The 21,764-nt window shown below is 39.2% G+C and carries 22 protein-coding genes, 2 pseudogenes and 1 riboswitch; of the genes and pseudogenes, 19 read left to right on the top strand and 5 right to left on the bottom strand.

Annotation, left to right across the window (positions count from 1 at the left end; translation table 11 throughout):
• The first annotated feature begins 31 nt into the window (after window positions 1-31).
• The gene (locus ACFX4N_RS16935) at window positions 32-217 is read left to right on the top strand and encodes a YqzE family protein (protein ID WP_013059170.1); all 186 of its coding nucleotides are present in this window, start codon (window positions 32-34) and stop codon (window positions 215-217) included.
• Between the two features lie 24 nt (window positions 218-241).
• Here the strand turns inward: ACFX4N_RS16935 and ACFX4N_RS16930 are convergent, their stop codons facing one another.
• Both ACFX4N_RS16930 and ACFX4N_RS16925 read right to left on the bottom strand, forming a co-directional pair.
• Window positions 242-1,066 carry a YqhG family protein gene (locus tag ACFX4N_RS16930; RefSeq protein WP_013059169.1) on the bottom strand — a complete coding sequence of 275 codons (825 nt, stop codon included), beginning with the start codon at window positions 1,064-1,066 and terminating at the stop codon, window positions 242-244.
• The gene (locus tag ACFX4N_RS16925) at window positions 1,053-2,726 is read right to left on the bottom strand and encodes a DEAD/DEAH box helicase (protein WP_057274024.1); all 1,674 of its coding nucleotides are present in this window, start codon (window positions 2,724-2,726) and stop codon (window positions 1,053-1,055) included. The genes ACFX4N_RS16930 and ACFX4N_RS16925 overlap by 14 nt, the downstream gene beginning before the upstream one ends.
• Window positions 2,727-2,906: 180 nt before the next feature.
• Window positions 2,907-2,999, top strand: a riboswitch (glycine riboswitch).
• 212 nt (window positions 3,000-3,211) lie between these two features.
• Between ACFX4N_RS16925 and gcvT the strand changes: the two genes are divergently transcribed.
• Genes gcvT through gcvPB form a run of 3 tightly spaced genes read left to right on the top strand, consistent with a single transcriptional unit; the run spans window position 3,212 to window position 7,150 of the window.
• The gene (gene gcvT / locus ACFX4N_RS16920) at window positions 3,212-4,312 is read left to right on the top strand and encodes a glycine cleavage system aminomethyltransferase GcvT (protein ID WP_055992503.1); all 1,101 of its coding nucleotides are present in this window, start codon (window positions 3,212-3,214) and stop codon (window positions 4,310-4,312) included.
• 20 nt (window positions 4,313-4,332) lie between these two features.
• Window positions 4,333-5,679 (top strand): aminomethyl-transferring glycine dehydrogenase subunit GcvPA, encoded by a 1,347-nt coding sequence (gene gcvPA / locus ACFX4N_RS16915; protein ID WP_029320219.1) that lies wholly within the window; start codon window positions 4,333-4,335, stop codon window positions 5,677-5,679.
• Window positions 5,672-7,150 carry an aminomethyl-transferring glycine dehydrogenase subunit GcvPB gene (gene gcvPB, locus ACFX4N_RS16910; protein ID WP_057274023.1) on the top strand — a complete coding sequence of 493 codons (1,479 nt, stop codon included), beginning with the start codon at window positions 5,672-5,674 and terminating at the stop codon, window positions 7,148-7,150. Before gcvPA ends, gcvPB begins: the two co-directional genes overlap by 8 nt.
• 44 nt (window positions 7,151-7,194) lie before the next feature.
• Here the strand turns inward: gcvPB and ACFX4N_RS16905 are convergent, their stop codons facing one another.
• Window positions 7,195-7,578 (bottom strand): rhodanese-like domain-containing protein, encoded by a 384-nt coding sequence (locus ACFX4N_RS16905; RefSeq protein WP_057274022.1) that lies wholly within the window; start codon window positions 7,576-7,578, stop codon window positions 7,195-7,197.
• A 230-nt stretch (window positions 7,579-7,808) separates the two neighbouring features.
• On the opposite strand from ACFX4N_RS16905, the gene ACFX4N_RS16900 reads away from it, so the two are divergent.
• The 5 genes and pseudogenes from ACFX4N_RS16900 to ACFX4N_RS16880 all read left to right on the top strand — a co-directional run bounded on the left by ACFX4N_RS16900 (window position 7,809) and on the right by ACFX4N_RS16880 (window position 13,494).
• On the top strand, window positions 7,809-8,642 hold the full coding sequence (locus ACFX4N_RS16900; RefSeq protein ID WP_013085005.1) for a lipoate--protein ligase family protein: 834 nt from the start codon (window positions 7,809-7,811) through the stop codon (window positions 8,640-8,642).
• A 312-nt stretch (window positions 8,643-8,954) separates the two neighbouring features.
• Window positions 8,955-10,391, top strand: a pseudogene (locus ACFX4N_RS16895) (vitamin B12-dependent ribonucleotide reductase); the annotation flags it as partial.
• A gap of 285 nt (window positions 10,392-10,676) precedes the next feature.
• Window positions 10,677-11,798: pseudogene (locus ACFX4N_RS16890) on the top strand (ribonucleoside-diphosphate reductase); the annotation flags it as partial.
• A 281-nt stretch (window positions 11,799-12,079) separates the two neighbouring features.
• Entirely contained in the window at window positions 12,080-12,511 is a 432-nt protein-coding gene (gene mntR / locus ACFX4N_RS16885) for a transcriptional regulator MntR (RefSeq protein ID WP_057274021.1), read from the top strand.
• A 101-nt stretch (window positions 12,512-12,612) separates the two neighbouring features.
• Window positions 12,613-13,494, top strand: coding sequence for a patatin-like phospholipase family protein (locus ACFX4N_RS16880; RefSeq protein WP_016765549.1), 882 nt, complete (start codon window positions 12,613-12,615; stop codon window positions 13,492-13,494).
• A gap of 30 nt (window positions 13,495-13,524) precedes the next feature.
• On the opposite strand, the gene ACFX4N_RS16875 is transcribed toward ACFX4N_RS16880, so the two are convergent.
• Complete coding sequence (locus ACFX4N_RS16875; protein ID WP_013059160.1) at window positions 13,525-13,923, bottom strand: SA1362 family protein; 399 nt, start codon at window positions 13,921-13,923, stop codon at window positions 13,525-13,527.
• 48 nt (window positions 13,924-13,971) lie between these two features.
• Entirely contained in the window at window positions 13,972-14,928 is a 957-nt protein-coding gene (locus tag ACFX4N_RS16870; protein ID WP_057274020.1) for a DUF1385 domain-containing protein, read from the bottom strand.
• A 313-nt stretch (window positions 14,929-15,241) separates the two neighbouring features.
• On the opposite strand from ACFX4N_RS16870, the gene ACFX4N_RS16865 reads away from it, so the two are divergent.
• The 10 genes from ACFX4N_RS16865 (at window position 15,242) to spoIIIAE (ending at window position 21,762) form a co-directional block, all read left to right on the top strand.
• Complete coding sequence (locus ACFX4N_RS16865) at window positions 15,242-15,778, top strand: YqhR family membrane protein (RefSeq protein ID WP_029320228.1); 537 nt, start codon at window positions 15,242-15,244, stop codon at window positions 15,776-15,778.
• A 121-nt stretch (window positions 15,779-15,899) separates the two neighbouring features.
• The gene (gene aroQ, locus ACFX4N_RS16860; RefSeq protein WP_013059157.1) at window positions 15,900-16,337 is read left to right on the top strand and encodes a type II 3-dehydroquinate dehydratase; all 438 of its coding nucleotides are present in this window, start codon (window positions 15,900-15,902) and stop codon (window positions 16,335-16,337) included.
• 1 nt (window position 16,338) lies between these two features.
• The gene (locus ACFX4N_RS16855) at window positions 16,339-17,397 is read left to right on the top strand and encodes a M24 family metallopeptidase (RefSeq protein ID WP_016765546.1); all 1,059 of its coding nucleotides are present in this window, start codon (window positions 16,339-16,341) and stop codon (window positions 17,395-17,397) included.
• A 19-nt stretch (window positions 17,398-17,416) separates the two neighbouring features.
• Window positions 17,417-17,974, top strand: a complete 558-nt coding sequence (gene efp, locus ACFX4N_RS16850; protein ID WP_013059155.1) for an elongation factor P — start codon at window positions 17,417-17,419, stop codon at window positions 17,972-17,974.
• A gap of 135 nt (window positions 17,975-18,109) precedes the next feature.
• Window positions 18,110-18,391, top strand: a complete 282-nt coding sequence (locus ACFX4N_RS16845; protein ID WP_013059154.1) for a YqhV family protein — start codon at window positions 18,110-18,112, stop codon at window positions 18,389-18,391.
• 65 nt (window positions 18,392-18,456) lie between these two features.
• Window positions 18,457-19,404: a stage III sporulation protein AA gene (gene spoIIIAA / locus ACFX4N_RS16840; RefSeq protein WP_057274019.1), complete on the top strand. Its 948-nt coding sequence runs from the start codon at window positions 18,457-18,459 to the stop codon at window positions 19,402-19,404.
• A gap of 6 nt (window positions 19,405-19,410) precedes the next feature.
• On the top strand, window positions 19,411-19,923 hold the full coding sequence (gene spoIIIAB / locus ACFX4N_RS16835; protein ID WP_013059152.1) for a stage III sporulation protein SpoIIIAB: 513 nt from the start codon (window positions 19,411-19,413) through the stop codon (window positions 19,921-19,923).
• 19 nt (window positions 19,924-19,942) lie between these two features.
• A complete protein-coding gene (gene spoIIIAC, locus ACFX4N_RS16830; RefSeq protein ID WP_013059151.1) occupies window positions 19,943-20,149 on the top strand; it encodes a stage III sporulation protein AC in 207 nt (68 codons plus the stop codon).
• Window positions 20,150-20,169: 20 nt separating this feature from the next.
• Window positions 20,170-20,553, top strand: a complete 384-nt coding sequence (gene spoIIIAD, locus ACFX4N_RS16825) for a stage III sporulation protein AD (protein WP_013059150.1) — start codon at window positions 20,170-20,172, stop codon at window positions 20,551-20,553.
• 24 nt (window positions 20,554-20,577) lie between these two features.
• Window positions 20,578-21,762: a stage III sporulation protein AE gene (spoIIIAE, locus tag ACFX4N_RS16820; RefSeq protein WP_013059149.1), complete on the top strand. Its 1,185-nt coding sequence runs from the start codon at window positions 20,578-20,580 to the stop codon at window positions 21,760-21,762.
• The last annotated feature ends 2 nt before the right edge of the window (window positions 21,763-21,764 follow it).

Below are 21,764 nucleotides of genomic sequence, written 5' to 3'. Positions count from 1 at the left end.
CCGGATATAATAGTGCTGAGGAGATGATTATATGAAAACGAATGATTATGTAAAATATATGACACAGCAATTTGTACAATATATGGATCAGCCAAAAGAAGAGAGGAAAACGAAAAAAATTCAAAAAAAAGAAGAGCGAGCACCTTTTGCAAACAGATGGTTTGGAATGATTCCGCTGTCGTTTATGCTGTGGTATCGAAAGAAAAAAGAAAGATGAGCATATCATATGCTCATCTTTTTTTTAACCGGCTTGTGTTTTGTTAAATTGACGAGACATCGTTTCAGGCGATATGTAAAATAAGCCACCGTTTATAAACTTAAACAAGATAGTCGGCTCGTACAGTTCTTGAAGCGCTGTTTTTTCGGTCATATATATCTCTGGCAGCTCTTCTGCTGTTTCGTAAAAATGATCAAGAAGCGCTAAGTCTTCATACCATCTCTCCTGCGCTTTTTCAGCCCATTCAGTTGGCTGAGCTTTAACATAGTCAGTCACATATGATGTGAGTCGTGCGATGGCACTTTTAGGTTTAATAAAAGGTGAGAGAGTAAAGCAATAGTCTGAGATTTTAGATGACAAATTTTGATTAATGATTAATTCATGAAATGATTCAATAATCTGTCCATTGATTAAATTAATGCCAAGCGACAAGAGCTCATCTTTTTTACGATCGCATTTGTACGAGACTTTAATATTTAATGCAAGCCAAGGGTGTAAAGGCTGATTTGTTGGCTGAGCTGATGCAACTTGTTCATACAAGTGAATAAACCCGCCTAGTTTTTGAGTAGAAGCGAAAATTTGGTGTAGCCTAGGTGAACCGAAATGAATTCGTTCTCCTTGAACGGAATCGTCTTCAAATGCTGGATCTGTAATGAAAGTGAGCGAAGCAGGAGTTGCTTCTCCTCCCGTCTTTTCAATATAGTGCCAATAAAATGGACGATTCATCAATTCTTTATCGAGTTCAATCGTTAATTGAACCGTCAGGTAAGAAGATGTTTCTGTGACAATAGAACAATTATTAGCTAGAAAATAACGCTTTAAAAATTGATGAATATCAGTTTGCTGCATGCTGATCCTCCTCGCTGTCTTCGTATTGAATAATAGACGTCAAGTTCTCCATTTTGATTTTTATTTCTCCTTCACTCCGCGAATGAAATAAAATATCCTGAATATGCTCTTCGATATTTTTTAAATCAAGCTTTGTTAAAATATCATCTAGCTCTCCAACAACTCGTTCAAAAAGGTTTATTTTTTCGTATAACAATTTTAAAATATGTTCTTCGACCGTATGTTGAATGGCTAAATTGTAAATGTGAACATCATGTTTTTGACCTAAACGATGGACCCTTCCAATTCGCTGTTCTAGACGCATTGGATTCCACGGAAGATCATAGTTAATGATATGATGACAAAACTGAAGGTTGATTCCTTCTCCGCCTGCTTCAGTGGCAATAAATACTTGCGCGTGGCTTTCAAAAAGCTGCTTCATCCAGTCTTTTTTACCTCGCTTAAATCCGCCTCTAAAAGGTACAGAGGTAATTCCATGCTGTTTTAAATACCACTGTAAATACAGTTGAGTTGCTCTGTACTCAGTAAAAATAATGACTTTATCATCAATTTTCTGAACGAGCTCTAGCACTTTTTCTGCTTTTGCATTTTGCGGCACTTGCTGAAGTAGTTCCATTAACGGAGTGATCATATGTTCCGTTAATGCGCTGTTTTGATCTTCCTGACGTTCGAGCATGTTTTTTAATGTCATATACACCGCTTCACGGCTGCTGCAGGCCTCTCGCTGCAGGGTTAAAATTGAAAAAGCGCTTGAAGGGTGCAGTCCGTTTCCTTTAAAAGACGTAATCGCATCGTACAGCTCGCGTTCTTTTGGCGAGAATTCAACAGGAATGGTTTGAACAATTCGCTTCGTCCATTCGATACCAGTATCGTGGCGGCGATTTCGAATCATAACTTTGTTAACAAGCTCTTTTAAGTGTTCATCGTTTTGCAAAGAGCGTTTTTTAGCGGAAAATAATTCTTCGAAATAGTCTTTATTGCCGAGATGGCCAGGCTTTAAAAGAGAGACTAAGTTAAAAATTTCTTCAATTCGATTTTGAATCGGTGTTGCGGTTAGCAACAGACAAAATTTCTTTTTTAGACTTTGCACAAATTCATAGTTTTTTGTTTTGTTGTTTTTAAGTTTATGAGCTTCATCAATGATGATGAGGTCGTAGTCTTGTTCAAGCACAATTTCTCGATGAGGAGAACGTTTTGCTGTATCAATTGAAGACACAACGATGTCACACTGATCCCACACATATGATTTTCTTTGAGGGACTGCGGGAATATAAAATTTTTGATTCAATTCCATAGCCCACTGTGAAACAAGCGAAGCTGGAACTAAAATGAGAACTTTTTTAACAAGTCCGCGAATCATATATTCCTTCAAAATTAACCCTGCTTCAATCGTTTTCCCCAGTCCTACTTCATCTGCTAAAATGGCTTTCCCATTCATTGTTTCAACTACTTGTTTGGCTACTTCGAGCTGATGAGGAAGCGGCGTTAAATCGGCTAGATGTTTTGGGCTTTGTAGTCCTTCAAATTCTGAGATAAGCGTTTGGTCTTCTATTTCATAGGCAAGTTTATACAAATCCCATGCAGACCAAGGGCCGTCTTGGTCCAATTTAGTTGAGAAGGCTGCTTCCCATGTTTCATCGATGTTTAATTTCACTTTCATGATAAAAATGCTCCTTTGTAAAAAAAATTTATTGAACAAATGATAAGAATCAGGTAGGATAAAAATATATTTAGAAAATTTGAAAAAGAAAATAGATTAGCACTTTACAAATGATTGTGTGAATAAAGATGGATACATCTTTCAGTAGTATGCCCAACTTTACCAACTTTATAGAAGCGAATGACGACACGGGGAGAGACTACTTGAATGTAGCGCCGAAGGAGCAAGCAATAAAATTGTGAATCTCTCAGGCAAAAAGACTCTTGTTTGACGCAGCTCTGGAGAGTGTCTATGCGTTTATAGACCACCCACGAGGCAAACCTATTCGTTTATAGGTAAACTTTCAGGTGAAAAGGACAGAGACTTCCTACTAAATACAGTAGGGGGTTTTCTGTCCTTTTTTGTTTGGATACGTAGTGATCCCCACACTATTTGAAAACTCCCCGTTATGAAAAGTTTCACGTGAAAAAGAGGAGGACATAAATATGACAACAGAATTACACAAAACGCCGCTTTATGATACCTATCAAAAATATGGTGCCAAAACAATTGATTTTGGAGGATGGGCTCTTCCCGTTCAATTTTCTTCTATTAAAGAAGAGCATGAAGCTGTACGTACAAAGGCAGGTCTTTTTGATGTCTCTCATATGGGAGAAATTCTTGTAACAGGAGCTGATAGCTTAGCTTTTCTTCAGCACACGATGACAAATGACGTTTCTACCCTCGTAGATGGAAAAGCGCAGTATACGGCTATGTGTTATGAAGACGGAGGCACGGTAGATGATTTGCTGATTTATAAAAAAGCAGATCAAGAGTATTTGCTAGTCGTAAACGCTGCTAATATTCAAAAAGACTATGAGTGGCTGGTGTCTCACAAACAAGGAGATGTAACGCTCGTTAATCAGTCTGATGAAACTGCGCAGCTAGCTTTACAAGGTCCTGTAGCAGAAAAAGTTTTACAAACGTTAACGAACGAAAATTTATCTTTATTAAAGCCATTTACATTTGCTGATGATGTAGAAGTAGCGAATGTAAAAGCTCTCGTTTCACGTACTGGGTACACCGGGGAAGACGGCTTTGAAATTTATTGTTCTTCAGCTGACGCCTCTCACTTGTGGACGGCTATTTTAGAAGCAGGCAGTGATGAAGGTGTGCTGCCTTGCGGATTAGGAGCTCGCGATACGCTTCGTTTTGAAGCTACTTTGGCTTTATATGGCCAAGAGCTTTCAAAAGATATTACGCCCATTGAAGCTCGAATTGGATTTGCAGTAAAAACGAACAAAGACAGCTTTATTGGAAAAGAAGTGTTAAAAGAACAGCGTGAAAGCGGGGCACCTCGCAAGCTGGTAGGAATTGAAATGATTGATAAAGGTATACCAAGACACGGTTACGAAGTATTTGCAGATGAAGAACAAATTGGATTTGTGACAACAGGTACACAGTCACCGACATTAAAGAAAAACATCGGTTTAGCGCTATTGTCAGCAGAGTATTCAGAGCTTGGTCGGGAAGTAGAAGTGCAGGTTCGAAAAAAACGCTTAAAAGCAAAAGTGGTTTCAACACCTTTTTATAAACGTTCAAAGTAAGCTTTGGGGAGGAATTTAACATGTTACATCGCTATTTACCAATGACAGAACAAGATCAGCAGCAAATGTTAGCAGCAATTGGTGTTTCATCTGTTGATGATTTATTTTCAGATATTCCGCAGCGCGTTCGTTTTCAAGGAGAATACAATATTAAAAAAGCGGCTTCAGAGCCTCAGCTGTTAAAAGAATTAAATAGTATGGCTGCTAAAAATGCTCATTTAAAAGACTATGCTTCTTTTTTAGGAGCAGGAGTTTACGATCATTACATGCCGGTTATTGTTGATCATGTTATTTCTCGTTCGGAATTTTATACGGCCTATACTCCGTATCAACCAGAAATTTCTCAAGGAGAACTTCAGGCCATCTTTGAATTTCAAACAATGATTTGTGAGTTAACGGGGATGGACGTGGCTAATTCTTCTATGTATGACGGAGGAACTGCTTTAGCAGAAGCCGCTATGCTCAGTGCGGGTCAAACAAAAAAGAAAAAAGTACTTGTCTCTGCGGCTGTTCACCCTGAGTCAAAAGATGTGTTAAAAACGTATGCGAAGGGTCAATACATTGAAGTGGTAGAAATCCCTGCAGCAGACGGAGTAACAGATATGATTGCATTGGAAAAAGAGATGGGGAGTGACGTGGCAGCTGTTATTGTCCAATACCCAAATTTCTACGGACAAATCGAGCCGTTAAAAGAAATTGAAGAAATTACTCATCAAGAAAAATGCATGTTTGTGGTTTCAAGCAATCCTTTATCATTAGGTTTACTTACGCCCCCTGGAGAATTCGGAGCTGATATTGTCATTGGAGATGCACAGCCATTTGGTATTCCAAGTCAATTTGGAGGACCGCACTGCGGATACTTTGCAACTACGTCTAAGCTTATGCGGAAAATTCCAGGACGATTAGTAGGGCAAACGGTAGATGAAAACGGTAAGCGAGGGTTTGTTTTAACCCTTCAAGCGCGTGAACAGCATATACGCCGCGATAAAGCGACGTCTAACATTTGTTCAAATCAAGCGTTAAATGCTTTAGCGGCATCAGTTGCAATGACAGCTTTAGGCAAGCAAGGTGTAAAAGAAATGGCGCTGCAAAACTTATCAAAAACGCATTATGCATATGAAGCGTTAAAGGCAAAAGGGATAAATGTAGCATTTGAAGGACCGTTTTTTAACGAATTAGTCGTGAAGCTTCCTGTTTCGGTAACAGAAGCAAACAATCATTTATTAGCATCAAAAATAATTGGCGGTTATGATCTTAGCCGTGATAACCAAGCGCTTGAAAATCACATGCTGCTTGCTTTTACAGAGCTCCGTACAAAAGAGGAAATTGACCAACTTGTAAATGAATTGGGGGATCTTCATGCTTAATCAAAATCAATCACTTATTTTTGAAAGCAGTAAAGAAGGGCGAATCGGCTATTCATTGCCAGAGTTAGATGTGCCGCAAGTAAATGCTGAAGAACTGCTTGGAAAAGCGTATGTGCGTACCAAAGCTCCTGAGCTTCCTGAAGTATCAGAACTCGATATTATGCGTCATTACACCGCGCTTTCAAAACGAAATCACGGAGTAGACTCAGGGTTTTATCCGCTTGGTTCATGTACGATGAAATATAATCCAAAAGTGAATGAACAAGCAGCACGCATTGCTGGGTTTGCGCATATTCATCCGCTTCAAGATGAGCAAACGGTTCAAGGTGCTCTCGAACTTTTATATGATTTACAAGAGCATTTAACAGAAATTACAGGAATGGATGAAGTAACACTTCAGCCAGCAGCAGGTGCTCACGGCGAGTGGACCGGGCTTATGATGATTCGTGCTTATCATGAAGCAAATGGTGAGACGCAGCGAACAAAAGTCATTGTTCCAGACTCAGCTCACGGAACGAACCCGGCTTCGGCAACAGTTGCGGGATTTGAAACGGTAACGGTAAAATCAAACGAACATGGTTTAGTGGACTTAGAGGATTTACGCCGCGTAGTAGGAGAAGATACAGCCGCTTTAATGTTAACAAACCCAAATACCCTAGGGTTATTTGAAGAAGATATTTTAGAAATGGCTGAAATTGTTCACGCAGCAGGTGGAAAGCTTTATTATGATGGTGCAAATTTAAACGCAGTATTAAGTAAAGCCCGTCCTGGAGATATGGGGTTTGACGTTGTGCATTTAAACCTTCATAAAACGTTTACAGGCCCTCATGGAGGAGGCGGTCCTGGCTCTGGTCCGGTAGGGGTAAAAGCAGATTTAATTCCGTATTTGCCTAAACCAGTGCTTGTGAAAACAGAACAAGGCTATCACTTTGACTATAACCGTCCTCAGTCAATTGGACGCGTAAAGCCGTTTTACGGCAACTTCGGTATCAACGTTCGCGCTTATACGTATATTCGTTCAATGGGTCCAGACGGCTTAAAAGCCGTGACGGAAAACGCTGTGCTAAATGCCAACTATATGATGCGTCGTTTAGCAGAACACTATGAGCTTCCGTTTGACCGTCACTGTAAGCACGAATTTGTTTTATCAGGAAAACGTCAGAAAAAGCTTGGCGTGCGCACATTGGATATTGCGAAACGACTGCTTGATTTTGGCTATCATCCGCCGACTATCTACTTCCCGCTTATCGTAGAAGAGTGTATGATGATCGAACCAACGGAAACGGAGTCGAAAGAAACGCTAGATGCGTTTATCGATGCGATGATTCAAATTGCAAAAGAAGCAGAAGAAACGCCTGAAGTCGTACAGGAAGCTCCGCATACAACGGTTGTGAAGCGCCTTGATGAAACGCTGGCAGCGAGAAAGCCAGTTCTTCGCTATCAGAAAGAACTGGCTGTTCAAAACGTCTAACAAAAAACCTCGCCCAAAGGCGAGGTTTTTCTATATACATACCATTATTTTTTCTTTTTTACTTTACCGTTCCACATTTTGAAGCCGCCTTTTAAATCATAGATTTCTTGAACACCGTGGCGACGAAGCATTTGTGCTGCACGTCCTGTGCGCATTCCGCTTTGACAATAGATGTAGACAGGCTGATCTGGACGAAATTCTTTAATGCGCATACGGAACTGTGAAAGAGGAATATTTCGTGCGCCTAAAATATGTCCGTTTTCAAATTCATTCGGTTCACGAATATCAACTAGCTGTGCCTTGCGGTAGCCGGTGCGGAATTCTTCTTCAGTTAACGTTTTCATAATGCGACGTTGGTAAAAGAACATAACGACAGAGTATATGATGATTACTCCAAGTAAAATGAGTACTGCTGTAATTGGTGACATGCTGATTCTTCCTTTCTTCGACAAAATCCATACTCTTATTATATAAGTGAATGAAATTAGAAGTAAAGCGATTTTGCCTTGAATCTAGCGGATTTCTTCCCGAAAATGAAAAAACTACCACATTTGAATTCACAGTTTTATGTTGCTCTTTGCTTTTCCTTAGCTCAATCTTTTGGTAGACTAAAAAACGGATTTATTTTTTATATTACATATAGCTGAGGATGAGGTAGATGAAAGCAAAGTGGAGATTTATTGATTCCAACAACCGTTCGCCTTATTACAATATGGCGTTAGATGAAGCGTTATTAGAATGGCATAGTAAAGGAGAAATTCCACCTACGATTCGTTTTTACGGATGGAACCCTCCAACGCTGTCAATCGGTTATTTTCAAAAAGCTGAAAAAGAAATTAACTTTGATAAAGTAAAAGAATTAGGATTAGGCTTTGTAAGACGTCCAACGGGCGGCAGGGGCGTGCTTCACGATGAAGAGCTTACTTACAGCGTAATTGTATCTGAAGAGTATCCTAACATGCCTAAGACAGTTACAGAAGCATATCGCGTAATCTCTGAAGGTTTACTGGAAGGATTTCGTTCGTTAGGGCTCGAGGCTTATTTTGCTATTCCTCGTTCAGAAGAAGAAAAAAATAGCTTAAAAAACCCTCGTTCGTCCGTATGTTTTGATGCTCCTTCTTGGTATGAACTAGTTGTAGAGGGCCGCAAAATTGCTGGAAGTGCCCAAACCAGACAAAAAGGAGTTATTCTACAGCACGGCTCTATTCTGTTAGAGATTGATGAAGATAAATTATTCAGCGTGTTTAATTATCCAAATGATCGCGTGAAAGAAAGAATGCAGCGCGCATTTCGTTCTAAAGCGGTAGCCATCAATGCAATTGCTGGCCGCAAAATCTCTATTGAAGAAGCAAAAGAAGCGTTTTATAAAGGATTTGCTTCGGCTCTTGATATCGATTTAGAACCGTATACACTGTCTGAAGAAGAGGAAGCATACGTAGAAGAACTAGCGCGCACAAAGTACGGATCGGATGAATGGAACTTTAAGCGCTAAACGGATGCCGATGGGAAATAGATAAAAGTGCAACTTCTTATAAGTTGCACTTTTTATTGGAATTTTTAGAAATAATTCTTGGCTGATAGAATACATAGGGAAGAAAAGTCAAACACTTTTTTTACGAAAAAAAAAATATTTCACTTGACACCCTTCTATATGTAGATGTTTGGATAAGTGTCAAATACTATATATTGAATTCGTCCAAGCCCTGTGGTAAGTTATTGATAGTTGATTGAAAAACTCTTTTTCCTTTAAAAGGAAAAAAAGTTAATAAATTTATAGATGTTCGATAGGTAAGGAGTTGTGAGAATGACTGTTTTGTTAAATCAAAAAGTGAATATGAATGTTGAAAAGCTCAATTCAGATATTGAACGCTTTCCGCAAGTACATCCGATTACACCGGATATGAAGTTGACTCATAAAGGTGTTTCAAGATTGGTAATGTTAGACCGCTATGCTTTTAAAGATACGGAAAAATTGACGTTATCAGAAGGAGATTTTGTTGTTCTAACTGTAAAAGAAGATCCAAAATTTCCAGCACGAGGACTTGGCTATGTGGAAAGCATTAATTTTGAGCAAAAGACCGCTGTTGTCAAGGTAGAAGATGAGTTTAGAGGTGCTTTATCGCCTGAAGAAGCAGAAAACGGGTTAATTACTCGTTCGCTGGACGTCATTGAAAAGCCTCTAGAGGTCTTCTACGAGCAAATTGCAAAACGTAATGCAACAGGCTTAGCTTCTGTGGAAAAAACAGAAGAAAAGCGTAAAGAGTGGTTTGAAAAGTTCTATCAAGAGCTTGTTCAGCTAAACTTTGTACCAGCTGGCCGCGTTCTTTACGGTGCAGGTGCTGACACAGACGTAACGTACTTCAACTGTTATGTAATGCCTTATGTAAAAGATTCACGTGAAGGTATTTCAGAACACCGCAAACAAGTAATGGAAATCATGAGCCGCGGAGGCGGTGTTGGAACGAATGGTTCAACTCTTCGCCCGCGCAACACGCTGGCTCGCGGTGTAAACGGCAAATCATCTGGTTCGGTTTCATGGTTAGATGATATTGCTAAACTGACGCATCTTGTTGAGCAAGGTGGGTCACGTCGTGGGGCTCAAATGATCATGCTTGCCGACTGGCATCCTGATATTGTAGAGTTTATCATTTCTAAAATGCAAAACCCTCGCATTTTACGTTTCTTAATTGAAAACACAAATGACGAAATGATTAAAAAGCATGCACAAGATAAATTGAAGTTCACGCCGCTAACAGAGTCTGAAGAAGCGATGTACCAAGGAATCATTAACTATAAACAAATTCCTGGTCTTGGTGGGTTCAGTGAAAAAATCATTAAAGATGCAGAAGAAAAGCTGCAAACAGGCGGAACGTACAGCGTTCATAACTCAGAGTTTTTAACAGGAGCAAACATTTCTGTATGCTTAACAAAAGATTTTATGGATGCTGTTGAAGACGACGGTGAATATGAACTTCGCTTCCCAGACGTAGAAAGCTATTCAAAAGAAGAAATGGCTAACTACAATGAAAACTGGCACGAAGTAGGCGATGTGCGCGAATGGGCAAAACAAGGAAACAAAGTTCGTACGTACCGTACTATCCGTGCGAAAGAGCTATGGAACTTAATTAATATTTGTGCGACGTACTCAGCTGAACCAGGCATTTTCTTCTTTGACAATGCTAATGATATGACAAATGCTCAAGCATATGGTCAGCACGTTGTTGCAACAAATCCATGTGGTGAATAGTTTGCCTCATGTAAAACATTGCGGAATAAAGCAGGAACCCTGAGATGGGAATCTGAACCGAAGGCTAAACGTAAAGGTTTAGTCAGGGGCAACGCATAGAAGCTGATCCTGTATAACAGACTATAATGCTTCCACGAGGCCGCAACGTTACAATTTTAAAGCTCCGAAAGAGTATTTGAAAGAAATGGCTGAATAATTGTAACGAAAACGTATGCTGAACTTACGTAAATATGAAGCGTAAGAGGTAGAGGATAAAAAGCCTTTACGATAACAAATTTGGAACAACCACTTGCACCATTCTCTGTCTGCAACTTAGCTGCTGTTAACTTAGCGCAAATGGCAGATAAAGAAACGAAAACTGTTAACTTTGAAAAGTTACGTCAAACGGTTGAAACGGGCGTTAGAATGCAAGATAACGTTATTGATGCAACTCCTTATTTCTTAGAAGAAAACCAAAAACAAGCGCTTGGCGAACGCCGCGTTGGCCTTGGTGTAATGGGTCTTCACGATCTTCTTATTTATTGTGAAACAGAGTACGGCTCAGACAAAGGCAATGAGTTAGTAGATAAAGTGTTTGAAACAATTGCAACGACGGCTTACCGCGCGTCTGTAGAGCTTGGAAAAGAAAAAGGAAGCTTCCCGTTCTTAGTGGGCGAAACAGATGCTGAAACGGCTTCTTTACGTGAAGCATTTACAAATACAGGCTTCATGAAAAAAATGCCTGAAGATATTCGTGAAAACATTAAAGAGAACGGTATCCGAAACTCTCATTTATTAACAGTAGCGCCAACAGGCAGTACTGGAACAATGGTTGGAGTATCAACGGGTCTTGAACCTTATTTCTCATTCTCATACTTCCGAAGCGGCCGTTTAGGTAAATTTATTGAAGTAAAAGCTGATATCGTTCAAGAGTATTTAGATCAGCATCCAGAAGCAGATCCAAACAACCTTCCTGAATGGTTCATTTCAGCTATGGAACTTGCACCACAAGCTCACGCGGACGTGCAATGTGTGATTCAGCGCTGGATTGACAGTTCAATTAGTAAAACAGTAAACGCTCCTCGCGGTTACACAGTAGAGCAAGTTCAAAAAGTGTACGAGCGTCTGTATAAAGGCGGAGCAAAAGGCGGTACGGTGTACGTAGACGGCAGCCGTGATGCACAAGTCTTAACGCTAAAAGCAGAAGAAAATACGTTTGATGAAGAAATTGAAGCGCCAAAAGAAGAAACGAAACCGCACGTTGTGCTAGTTGATACAATTAATGAAATTCGTTCAACTGATGTAACAATCGGTTCTGAAGTAGGTAATACTTGTCCGGTTTGCCGTCAAGGAACGGTAGAAGAAATGGGCGGATGCAACACATGTACAAACTGTGGTGCACAGCTGAAATGCGGCCTTTAATTTTGAACATGATTGACTAGTAAAAGCTGACTCAAACGAGTCAGCTTTTATTATGTATAAAAATGGGGCATAAATAAGAAGCGGGATCGAACGGTTCTTGTATTTGAATAAGCATTGTAGTATGATTTTAATTGAATGTCTTTTATCCAGTTTTATCTTATGACATCGCTTTATTTACACGTTTTTTTCACATAGATTATCAAACATGAACACGATATCACTATAAGAAACAGACATTTATGACTTATTAGCAATACATAATATTAATTGGGGGAGATTTCATGCCTACACCGAGTATGGAAGATTATATTGAACAAATATATATGCTAATTGAAGATAAAGGATACGCTCGAGTGTCTGATATTGCTGATGCATTGGCGGTTCACCCCTCATCTGTAACGAAGATGGTTCAAAAGCTAGACAAAGATGAGTACTTAATTTATGAAAAATATCGAGGCCTTGTTTTAACAGCTAAGGGGCAGAAGATTGGAAAACGTCTTGTTTATCGCCATGAGCTTTTAGAGCAGCTGCTGCGCATCATTGGCGTAGATGAGAAAAATATTTATGATGACGTAGAAGGAATTGAACATCATTTAAGCTGGAATTCCATTGATCGAATTGGAGATTTAGTTCAATACTTTGAAGAAAATCATAACCGTATTCAAGAGCTTCGCAATGTACAAAAACGAAATGAAGAAGAGCAAAAATTATAAGAAGAAAGCAGCGGCCAATAGCGTCACTGCTTTTTTCTTTTTATCATAACTTGTTGCTGAGTCGACTACAAATGTAGAGTGGGTAGTTTGGAGGAGAGGCTGTGTACGTCGACGGAGTGTTTTCAGGTGGCGGTATTAAAGGGCTTGCACTGATTGGCGCGTTACAAGCTCTAGAAGAAAAAGGCTTGATCTTTCGGCGGTTAGCCGGAACGAGTGCGGGTTCCATTATTTGTGCATTTGTAGCAGCCGGTTATACAAGTGAAGAAATTGTTGAAATGATGAATGAAATTGAGTTATCGTCTTTTTTAGATCAAAGAATGTCTTTTTTACCATCAAGCTTGACAAAGTGGCTGTTTTTATATTGGAAAATGGGATTGTATAAAGGAGAAAGGCTTGAAAAGTGGATTGCTGAGAAATTGCGGAGCAGAGGAATTCGTACATTTGCTGATTTGCCTGATCAGTCGCTGCGTATTATTGCGTCAGATTTGACCAACAGTACGATGCTTGTTCTTCCAGATGATTTGCCTAAATATCAAATCGACCCGAATCGCTTTTCTGTAGCAAGAGCCGTTCGAATGAGCTGCAGCATTCCATATTTTTTTGAGCCGGTTAAATTAAAATCTACCCCAAGCAGTTTAATAGTCGACGGGGGCGTGTTAAGCAACTTTCCAATTTTTCTGTTTGATGATGATAAAAGTCTCAAGAAGCGACCGGTAATTGGTGTGAAGCTGAGCCCGAAGGACGAAGAAAGGGAACGGAATAAAATTAAAAATGCCGTTGGTTTATTCAGCGCGCTTTTTGAGACGATGAAAGATGCGCACGATGCAAGACATATTTCAAAACGTCACGAAAAAAATATTATCTTTTTACCTGTTAATCAAGTTTTTGCGACAGAATTTACCCTCACAGAAGAACGGAAGGAAGAGCTGATTGCGTTTGGAAAAAAGCGTACAAGGGCATTTTTGAAAAAATGGTGCTATTAAAAAAACAAGGAGGCTTTTCTCCTTGTTTTTTTAAAAGAATGCTCTATTTTTCTTTTTTCCTTTTTTACCTTCGATGACGGTCAAGTGTGAGTTGTTTTTCTTTTTCTTTAGCGGTTTCGTTGATTTGGATACCGGGCGCTTATTTGAGCTTCGGTACGTATGCATATCAACTTTGTTGCTTCCTCGCTCTTTTTCTTTTTGACGCAGTTTTGATTGTTTTACTGCGCGCACATAGCCTCTATCTTGACCTTTTGTCTGAGAAGGGCGGAGAATAAACCGATAAACTAAGTAAAACAAAATGATAAACAGAAAAATATAACCTGCTTGACGTAATAAAACAGCTGGATCTGTAATCAACGTAAATGCAAAGCCAATGACTCCTAACCCGATTAGACCATATACAAGTGGTTTCACGAATGGACGTCTCATTTTGTTCACCTCCTAAAATAGTAAAAAAAGAAAGCAAAACGGTGTGGATTAGACAACTTGTTCGTCAGTGGTAGAAGAAAGTTCATTTTCAACGCGTAAAAGTTCTTTAAATGAAGCAATCGCAACTTCAACTTGATCATCTTTTGGTTCTTTGGTTGTTAAAAGCTGAAGCCATAAACCGGGATAACCTAAAAAGCGAAGAAGAGGGACATGACGAACTTTATTGGTTAACTGTAACACTTCAAATGATAAACCAAGGACAACTGGAATTAATGCAAGGCGATCCACAATTCGTAACCAAAGAGGATCCGTTGGAACGAGTAGGTAGACAAACACTCCTACAACTACGGTAAAGAGGATAAAGCTACTTCCGCAGCGATAATGAAGTCGAGATTGTGCTTGCACGGCTTCTACCGTAAGTTCAGCATTGTTTTCATATGCATTAATGACCTTGTGTTCTGCTCCATGATATTGAAACACCCGTTTAATAAGTGGCGTTTGTGAAATCACATAAATATAGCCAAGGAGCAATAATAGTTTAAATACTCCTTCAATAAAAACCTGAGCTACACTTGAAGTGAAAACTGGACGTGTCAATTGTGCTAAAAACACAGGAATCAATGTAAATAGTACTTTCCCGAAAAGAAAGGATATTACACCAATAGTTGCAACGCCAAATATTAAAGATAGTTTTGATTCTTTTTTCTCTTTTTGTTGTTCTTCTGCTACTTGAGCATCATCTTCTGGATTCACGTCATAGCGTTCAGAGGAAAAGTTCAAGTGCTGCGTACCGTTTGCACTGGCTTCAACAATAGCAGCAATTCCTCGTAAAAAAGGAATTTTTTTTAAAGCAGTGAGTACGGAATTTGATTTTCTTTTTGAATGAAAATAATCAATAGATTGATCTTTGCGGCGAATAGCCGTCACCATCATACGTTTGCCACCGAACATGACACCTTCTATAACGGCTTGACCACCATACGCAGGTTTTTGTAATTTAGACATTTCAGGCACCAACCTAACTTAACTAGACTAGACTTCTTAGTATTTTATATTCTACAGCAAAATCAAATAAACCTCTAGGCGGATGCATGTTATCTAGTTTAGCCAATATTTTTCATCTCCACACCCTTGTTATGAATTTTTTTCCTTTCACTTATAAAATTTGTTTATGAAACTCTGTGCGAAGTAGTTTTAAAATGTCTCTTTGATATCAGGCTCCCTTCTTGCGTATAGGAAGAGTAATAAACGTAAAAACTTAAAAATGAGCCAGTAGGAAATGAGAAAAAAGTTCATACTACATGAAGAGGTGATTAATATGTCAGAACCTAAAGAACAGCATGAAAAAAAACAGGATAACCACCCTACGCATAAACAGGAAATGTCTTTTTTATTTAAAGCCATCTTTATTTCCTTTTTTGGAGGGATTTTCTGGAGCTTTATTGGCTATTTAAATTATCTGTTCAGCTTTAGTGTTATCAATCCAAATATGCTTTTAGATCCATGGGCATTAGGTGATTGGAAGGATAAAGGAATAGGTGTTATCGTCAGTGTTTTTCTTATAGGGGTATTATCTATTGTTGTCGGGTTGTTATACTACGTCCTATTAAAGAAGTTTAAAACAATTTGGATAGGTTTTGCTTACGGCTTATTATGGTGGGCAATTGTATTCGTTGTTTTGAATCCGCTCTTTCCCAACTTAAAAACAATTGGAGAGCTTCCAGCTAACACGATTATTTCATCCCTCTGTATTTATATTTTATATGGTGTATTCATCGGATATTCCATTTCTTTTGAAGCTGCAGAGCTTCAAACAAAAGATGAATCTACAGATTTTCAAACGGCGAATAAGTAGTGTGAATGTTCCAACGTATGCTAATATATTCTATATAATGATTTAAAAAGAAAAATAAAGTGCAAATTCACATAAGTGAGCTGCATAAAGGGTTCGTAGTAGGGGAGAGTGTTGAATTAAGATGAATAAGATTTTAGTAATAAACGGTCCTAATTTAAATCGTTTAGGCGTACGCGAACCAGCGGTATATGGGACAGATAATCTTCAAAATCTTGAAGAGAAGCTTCAGCGAGCAGGCAGAGACCATGGGGTAGAAGTTGAGTGCGTACAGTCTAATCACGAAGGTGTAATTATCGACTGGATTCATGAAGCGGATGAGAAATTTGATGGGATTATGATCAATCCTGGTGCTTTTACTCACTACAGTTATGCCATTCGAGATGCGATTGCTAGTATATCTGTTCCTGTTATTGAAGTGCATATTTCGAACGTACATAAGCGTGAAGAGTTTCGCCACCATTCGGTGACGGCACCTGTTACACATGGTCAAATTGTCGGGCTAGGTTTATACGGATACGAGCTTGCCCTGCAGGCACTTTTACAATTAAGGGGGAAATAAAATGAAAATCGAAAAACTACGCGAACAGTTTTCAAAGTTGAATGTGGACGGTGTTGTAATTACAAGTGAATATAACAGACGCTATATGACCAATTTCACAGGATCTGCTGGTGTCGTTATCATTTCTGAAGACAAAGCGGCATTTGTAACAGATTTTCGTTATGTTGAACAAGCAACTAGTCAAACAGAAGGTTTTGATATCGTTCAGCACAAGGGTCCTATTGTAGAAGAAGTAGCGAATGTAGTGAAACAATTTGGAATTAAAAAGCTTGGTTTTGAACAGAATTATGTTACATATGGACAGCATCAATTATTTGATAAGCATATCGGCGCGGAACTTGTTCCAATCTCGCACGCAATCGAAAACTTACGCTTGATAAAGAGTGACTCAGAGATTAAGATATTAAAGGAAGCTGCAAAAATAGCAGATGCAGCATATGAACATATTTTAACCTTTGTTCGTCCTGGTTTAACAGAGCTTCAAGTATCTAATGAACTGGAGTTCTTTATGAGAAAACAAGGCGCAACATCTTCATCTTTTGATACAATTGTTGCTTCAGGGCATCGCGGGGCTTTACCGCATGGTGTTGCTTCTGACAAAGTAATTGAAAAAGGCGAACTTGTAACGCTTGATTTTGGCGCATACTATAATGGTTACTGTTCAGATATCACACGAACATTTGCCGTCGGTGAAGTAAGTGATAAGCTAAAAGAAATTTATAATGTCGTACTGCAAGCGCAGCTTAACGGAATGAGCGGCATCAAAGCAGGTATGACGGGTAAAGAAGCAGATGCGCTAACGCGTGATTATATTACAGAACACGGATACGGCCAGTATTTTGGACATTCGACCGGTCACGGCGTAGGGTTAGAAGTACATGAAGGCCCATCACTTTCTGTGAAATCTACAGATGTACTGCAGCCAGGTATGATTGTAACCGTTGAACCAGGTATTTACATACCAGACTTAGGGGGCGTTCGTATTGAAGATGATACGATCGTCACAGCAGAAGGTAATGAGGCATTATCGCACTCATCAAAAGAGTTCATTATTTTATAAAATGTAGGAGGATTTCTTCATGATTTCAGTAAATGATTTTCGTACAGGTTTGACAGTAGAAGTAGACGGAGGTATTTGGCGTGTAATGGATTTCCAACACGTAAAGCCTGGTAAAGGCGCTGCATTCGTTCGCTCAAAACTACGTAACCTTCGTACAGGAGCTGTGCAAGAAAAAACGTTCCGTGCAGGTGAAAAAGTAGGAAAAGCCCAAATTGATAACCGTAAAATGCAATATCTATATGCAAGCGGCGATCAGCACGTATTCATGGACAACCAGTCTTATGAGCAATTAGAGCTTCCGGCAAGTGCAATTGAATATGAGCTAAAATTCTTAAAAGAGAATATGGAAGTAGCAATTATGATGTACCAAGGTGAGACATTAGGTGTTGAACTTCCAAACACAGTTGAGCTTAAAGTAACAGAAACTGAACCTGGTATTAAAGGTGACACAGCTTCTGGCGGTACAAAACCGGCAACTGTTGAAACTGGCTTAACAGTAAACGTTCCGTTCTTCGTAAACGAAGGCGACGTATTAATTATCAACACAACAGATAGCAGCTACGTATCACGCGCGTAATTCGGTCGTGTAAGCAAGCAAACACACAAAAAAGGCAGAGAATCATTCTCTGCCTTTTTTGTGTGTTTTTTTGTGCTAACTCTTCTTTATTTTGCATAGGTTGTACTAAACAACGCAGAGATATAGGAGGGGCTTATGAAGCAGTGGTTGGATCATTTAAACGGTACGGTATTGACGATGGCGTGCCTTCGATTTATTTCTTCATTTATTGAGTTTATTGCCGCTATTTTAATTGTCACAAACAATGATGTGAAAAAAGCGTTAATGATTAATGGAATGTTAGCGCTTGTTGGTCCGATTGTAATGGTGAGTTCTTTTACCATAGGTTTAGTGTCCGTAGCCGATCAATTATCTTTTGGGAAATTAATCATGATTGTAGTAGGAGTGCTCTTCATTTTAATCGGTGTTTTTAAATAAAAGGTAGGCATAAAATGGTCAAGCTTATAATACATTGAAGTGAGTTCAAATATGAGGGGATGAATATGTTAAACGAAATACTTGCAATCTTTCCGCCTAATTTAAAAAAGACTGTTGAATTTTATGTCACAAACCATTCTCATGTACTAGAAGAAATTCGAGTGCGCGTAGGAAGACCTGTCGAATTTACAATCAACAATCAGCCATATTTCGAATCGTATCTTCCAAGTGCAGAAGATGCTTTATTTATCTTAAATAAATTAAGCCAGTTTTCGATTTATATGATTGAAGAAGAATTGAAAAAAGGATATGTCACCATTGAAGGCGGGCACCGGGTTGGACTAGCGGGAAAAGTTGTAACGGAAAATGGACAGGTTCGTGTGATTCGAGATGTATCATCCTTTAATATCCGGATTGCTAAACAAAAGATTGGTATTTCGAATCAGCTTATTCCTTTTTTATACAATCGCTATTGGCAAAGTACGGTCATTATAGGACCTCCTCAAACAGGAAAAACAACCATGATTCGCGATTTAGCCAGAGTAATAAGTACTGGCATAGAGCGCTCTAAGATTCCTCCGTTTAAAGTGGGAATTGTAGATGAACGATCAGAAATTGCTGGGGCTGTTAAAGGCGTTCCTCAGCATACATTCGGATCTAGAATGGATTTATTAGACAGCTGTCCGAAAGCTGAAGGCATGATGATGATGATTCGCTCCATGAGCCCCGATGTGCTGATCGTGGATGAAGTTGGAAGTGAAGAAGATTGTAAGGCCGTACTTGAAGCGGTTAATGCTGGCGTTCGTGTCATCATGACTGTTCATGGCTATGACATTGACGATTTAATGAAGCGTCCCACTTTGCAAGCTTTAATGAAACTTCACGTATTCAAACGGTATGTTGTGCTATCGAACAGCCGAGGTCCTGGAACACTTCAGGCTATCTACGATGAGCACTATAATTCCATGAAAACGTCCGCTGAAAAGTCGCTTATTGAAAATAGTAAAGGGTGATGGTGTATGAAACTGTTTGGTGCCATCTTTATCTTATTTGCTTCCACTTACACAGGATTTGAGTTTGCAAAGCAGCTTAGTGCAAGACCTAGGCAGCTCAGGCAATTAAAAACGGCTCTGCGGTCGTTAGAAGCGGAAATTATGTACAGCAATCGGCCTCTTCAAGAAGTTGCCCATTTGTTATCTCTACAGCTTCCTAATCCTTTGGCCTCTTTATTTAATGAGTTTTCAATGAAATTAAAAGAAGGTACTGAAAGTGTCAAGGAAGCTTGGGAAAAGACGTTGGACCAATTTTGGAAACAAACCGCACTTAAAACGGGAGAACTAGAAATCTTAAAACAATTTGGTGAAACGCTTGGTCAGCATGATCGTTATTCGCAGCAAAAGCATATCTTACTGACGCTGAATCATCTTGAACGCGAAGAACAAGATGCAGTTGATAAGCAGAATCGCTATGAAAAAATGGTTAAAAGTTTAGGCTTTCTATCTGGGTTGCTACTGGTCATTCTATTGATGTAGCGATGGAGGAGGATTGAATGTGGGAATTGATATGAACACCATTTTTCAGATTGCTGGGATTGGTATCGTCGTAGCTTTTTTAGTCACCGTACTCGAACAGATGGGAAAAAAAGATTACGCGAACTGGGTTACCCTCATCGGTTTTATTTATATTTTATTTATGGTTGCTTCGATTGTAGAGGACTTATTTCAAAAAATTAAATCGGTTTTTTTATTTCAAGGGTAGAGGGGTGAGTTGCCATTGAAATGCTTCAAATTGTGGGCTTAGGATTAGTAGCTACGTTTTTGGCTCTTATTTTAAAAGAACATAAATCACCTATTGCTTTTTTACTTGTTGTATTCGTGGGATCCGTGATCTTTCTTTTTTTAATTGATCAAATCTACGAGATTATTAAGATGGTCGAGCGGCTGTCGATTAATGCTCACGTTAACATGATTTATGTGGAAACCATTTTGAAAATTATTGGTATCGCCTATATCGCCGAATTTGGTGCTCAAATTACGAAAGATGCAGGGCAAGGTGCCATTGCTTCTAAAATTGAACTAGGTGGAAAAGTGCTGATTCTCTCCATGGCAATTCCTATTTTAACGGTCATTATTGAAACAATTATTTCAATGCTGCCCAATTAATTTTACTTAATATGAGGTGACGAAATGAAGCGGTGGACGTTTAAAGTGAATATACTCGCTCTTCTTTTGTTCCTCTTTTTTTTCTTTCCAGAAAATGTACAAGCTTCCGAACCCCCGAAGCAGCAAGAACTTGTCAATGAACAAATTGATAAGCTCGGTATCGATGAAGTCAAACAGTTTTGGGACGATATTATTACCCAATACGGCGGCTTTTTACCCGAGAGTCAGAAGGGAAGTTTAGTCGATTTTTTAAAAGGAGAAAAAGAGTTCTCTCTTAAAGAATGGCTAGGAGGTCTTGTAAAGTTTTTATTTCACGAAGTATTAGCAAATGGAAAGCTCCTCGGTACGCTCATTATGCTAACGGTTTTTAGCGTGTTTTTGCAAACGCTCCAAAGTGCGTTTAATCAGCAAACCGTAAGTAAAGTAGCGTATGCGCTTGTATATATGGTTTTGATTATCATTGCTCTTAATAGTTTTCAAATTGCTATCTCTTATGCAACGGGAGCGATTGAGACCATGACCAAATTCATTTTAGCTCTGGTGCCGCTGCTGCTTGCCTTAATGGCATCATCAGGAGGAGTTGTATCGGCAGCCTTTTTTCATCCGATGATTTTGTTTTTAATGAACACAAGCGGTTTGCTTATTCAATACGTAGTGATGCCGCTGCTTTTTCTTTCAGCACTGCTTAGCATTGTGAGTACGATTTCAGATGAGCATAAGGTTACACAGCTTGCTCAGCTGTTGAGAAATATAAGCATTGGCGTGCTCGGAATATTCCTAACTGTTTTTTTAGGAGTGCTGTCCGTTCAAGGGGCCACCTCAGCTGTTGCCGACGGTATTACAATTCGAACGGCAAAGTTTGTTACAGGGAACTTTATACCTGTTGTAGGACGTGTATTCACAGATGCGGCTGATACAGTCATCAGTGCCTCGCTTCTATTAAAGAATTCAGTAGGGATTGCTGGAGTAGCAGTCTTACTGTTAATCGTCGCGTTTCCGGCTATTAAAGTGTTAACGCTCGCTTTTATCTATAAGCTAGCAGCAGCTCTTCTTCAACCTATTGGAGGAGGACCAGTTATTTCCTGCTTGAGCATTATCAGCAAAAGCGTCATCTATATTTTCGCGGCGCTTGCGGTTGTCTCGCTTATGTTTTTCTTATGTTTAACGGTCATCATTACAGCGAGCAACGTCACAATGATGGTGAGGTGAAG

It is taken from the genome of Priestia sp. YIM B13551, from assembly GCF_042787905.1.
GTDB lineage: Bacteria > Bacillota > Bacilli > Bacillales > Bacillaceae_H > Priestia.
This window is presented reverse-complemented; position numbering and strand designations above follow the sequence as displayed.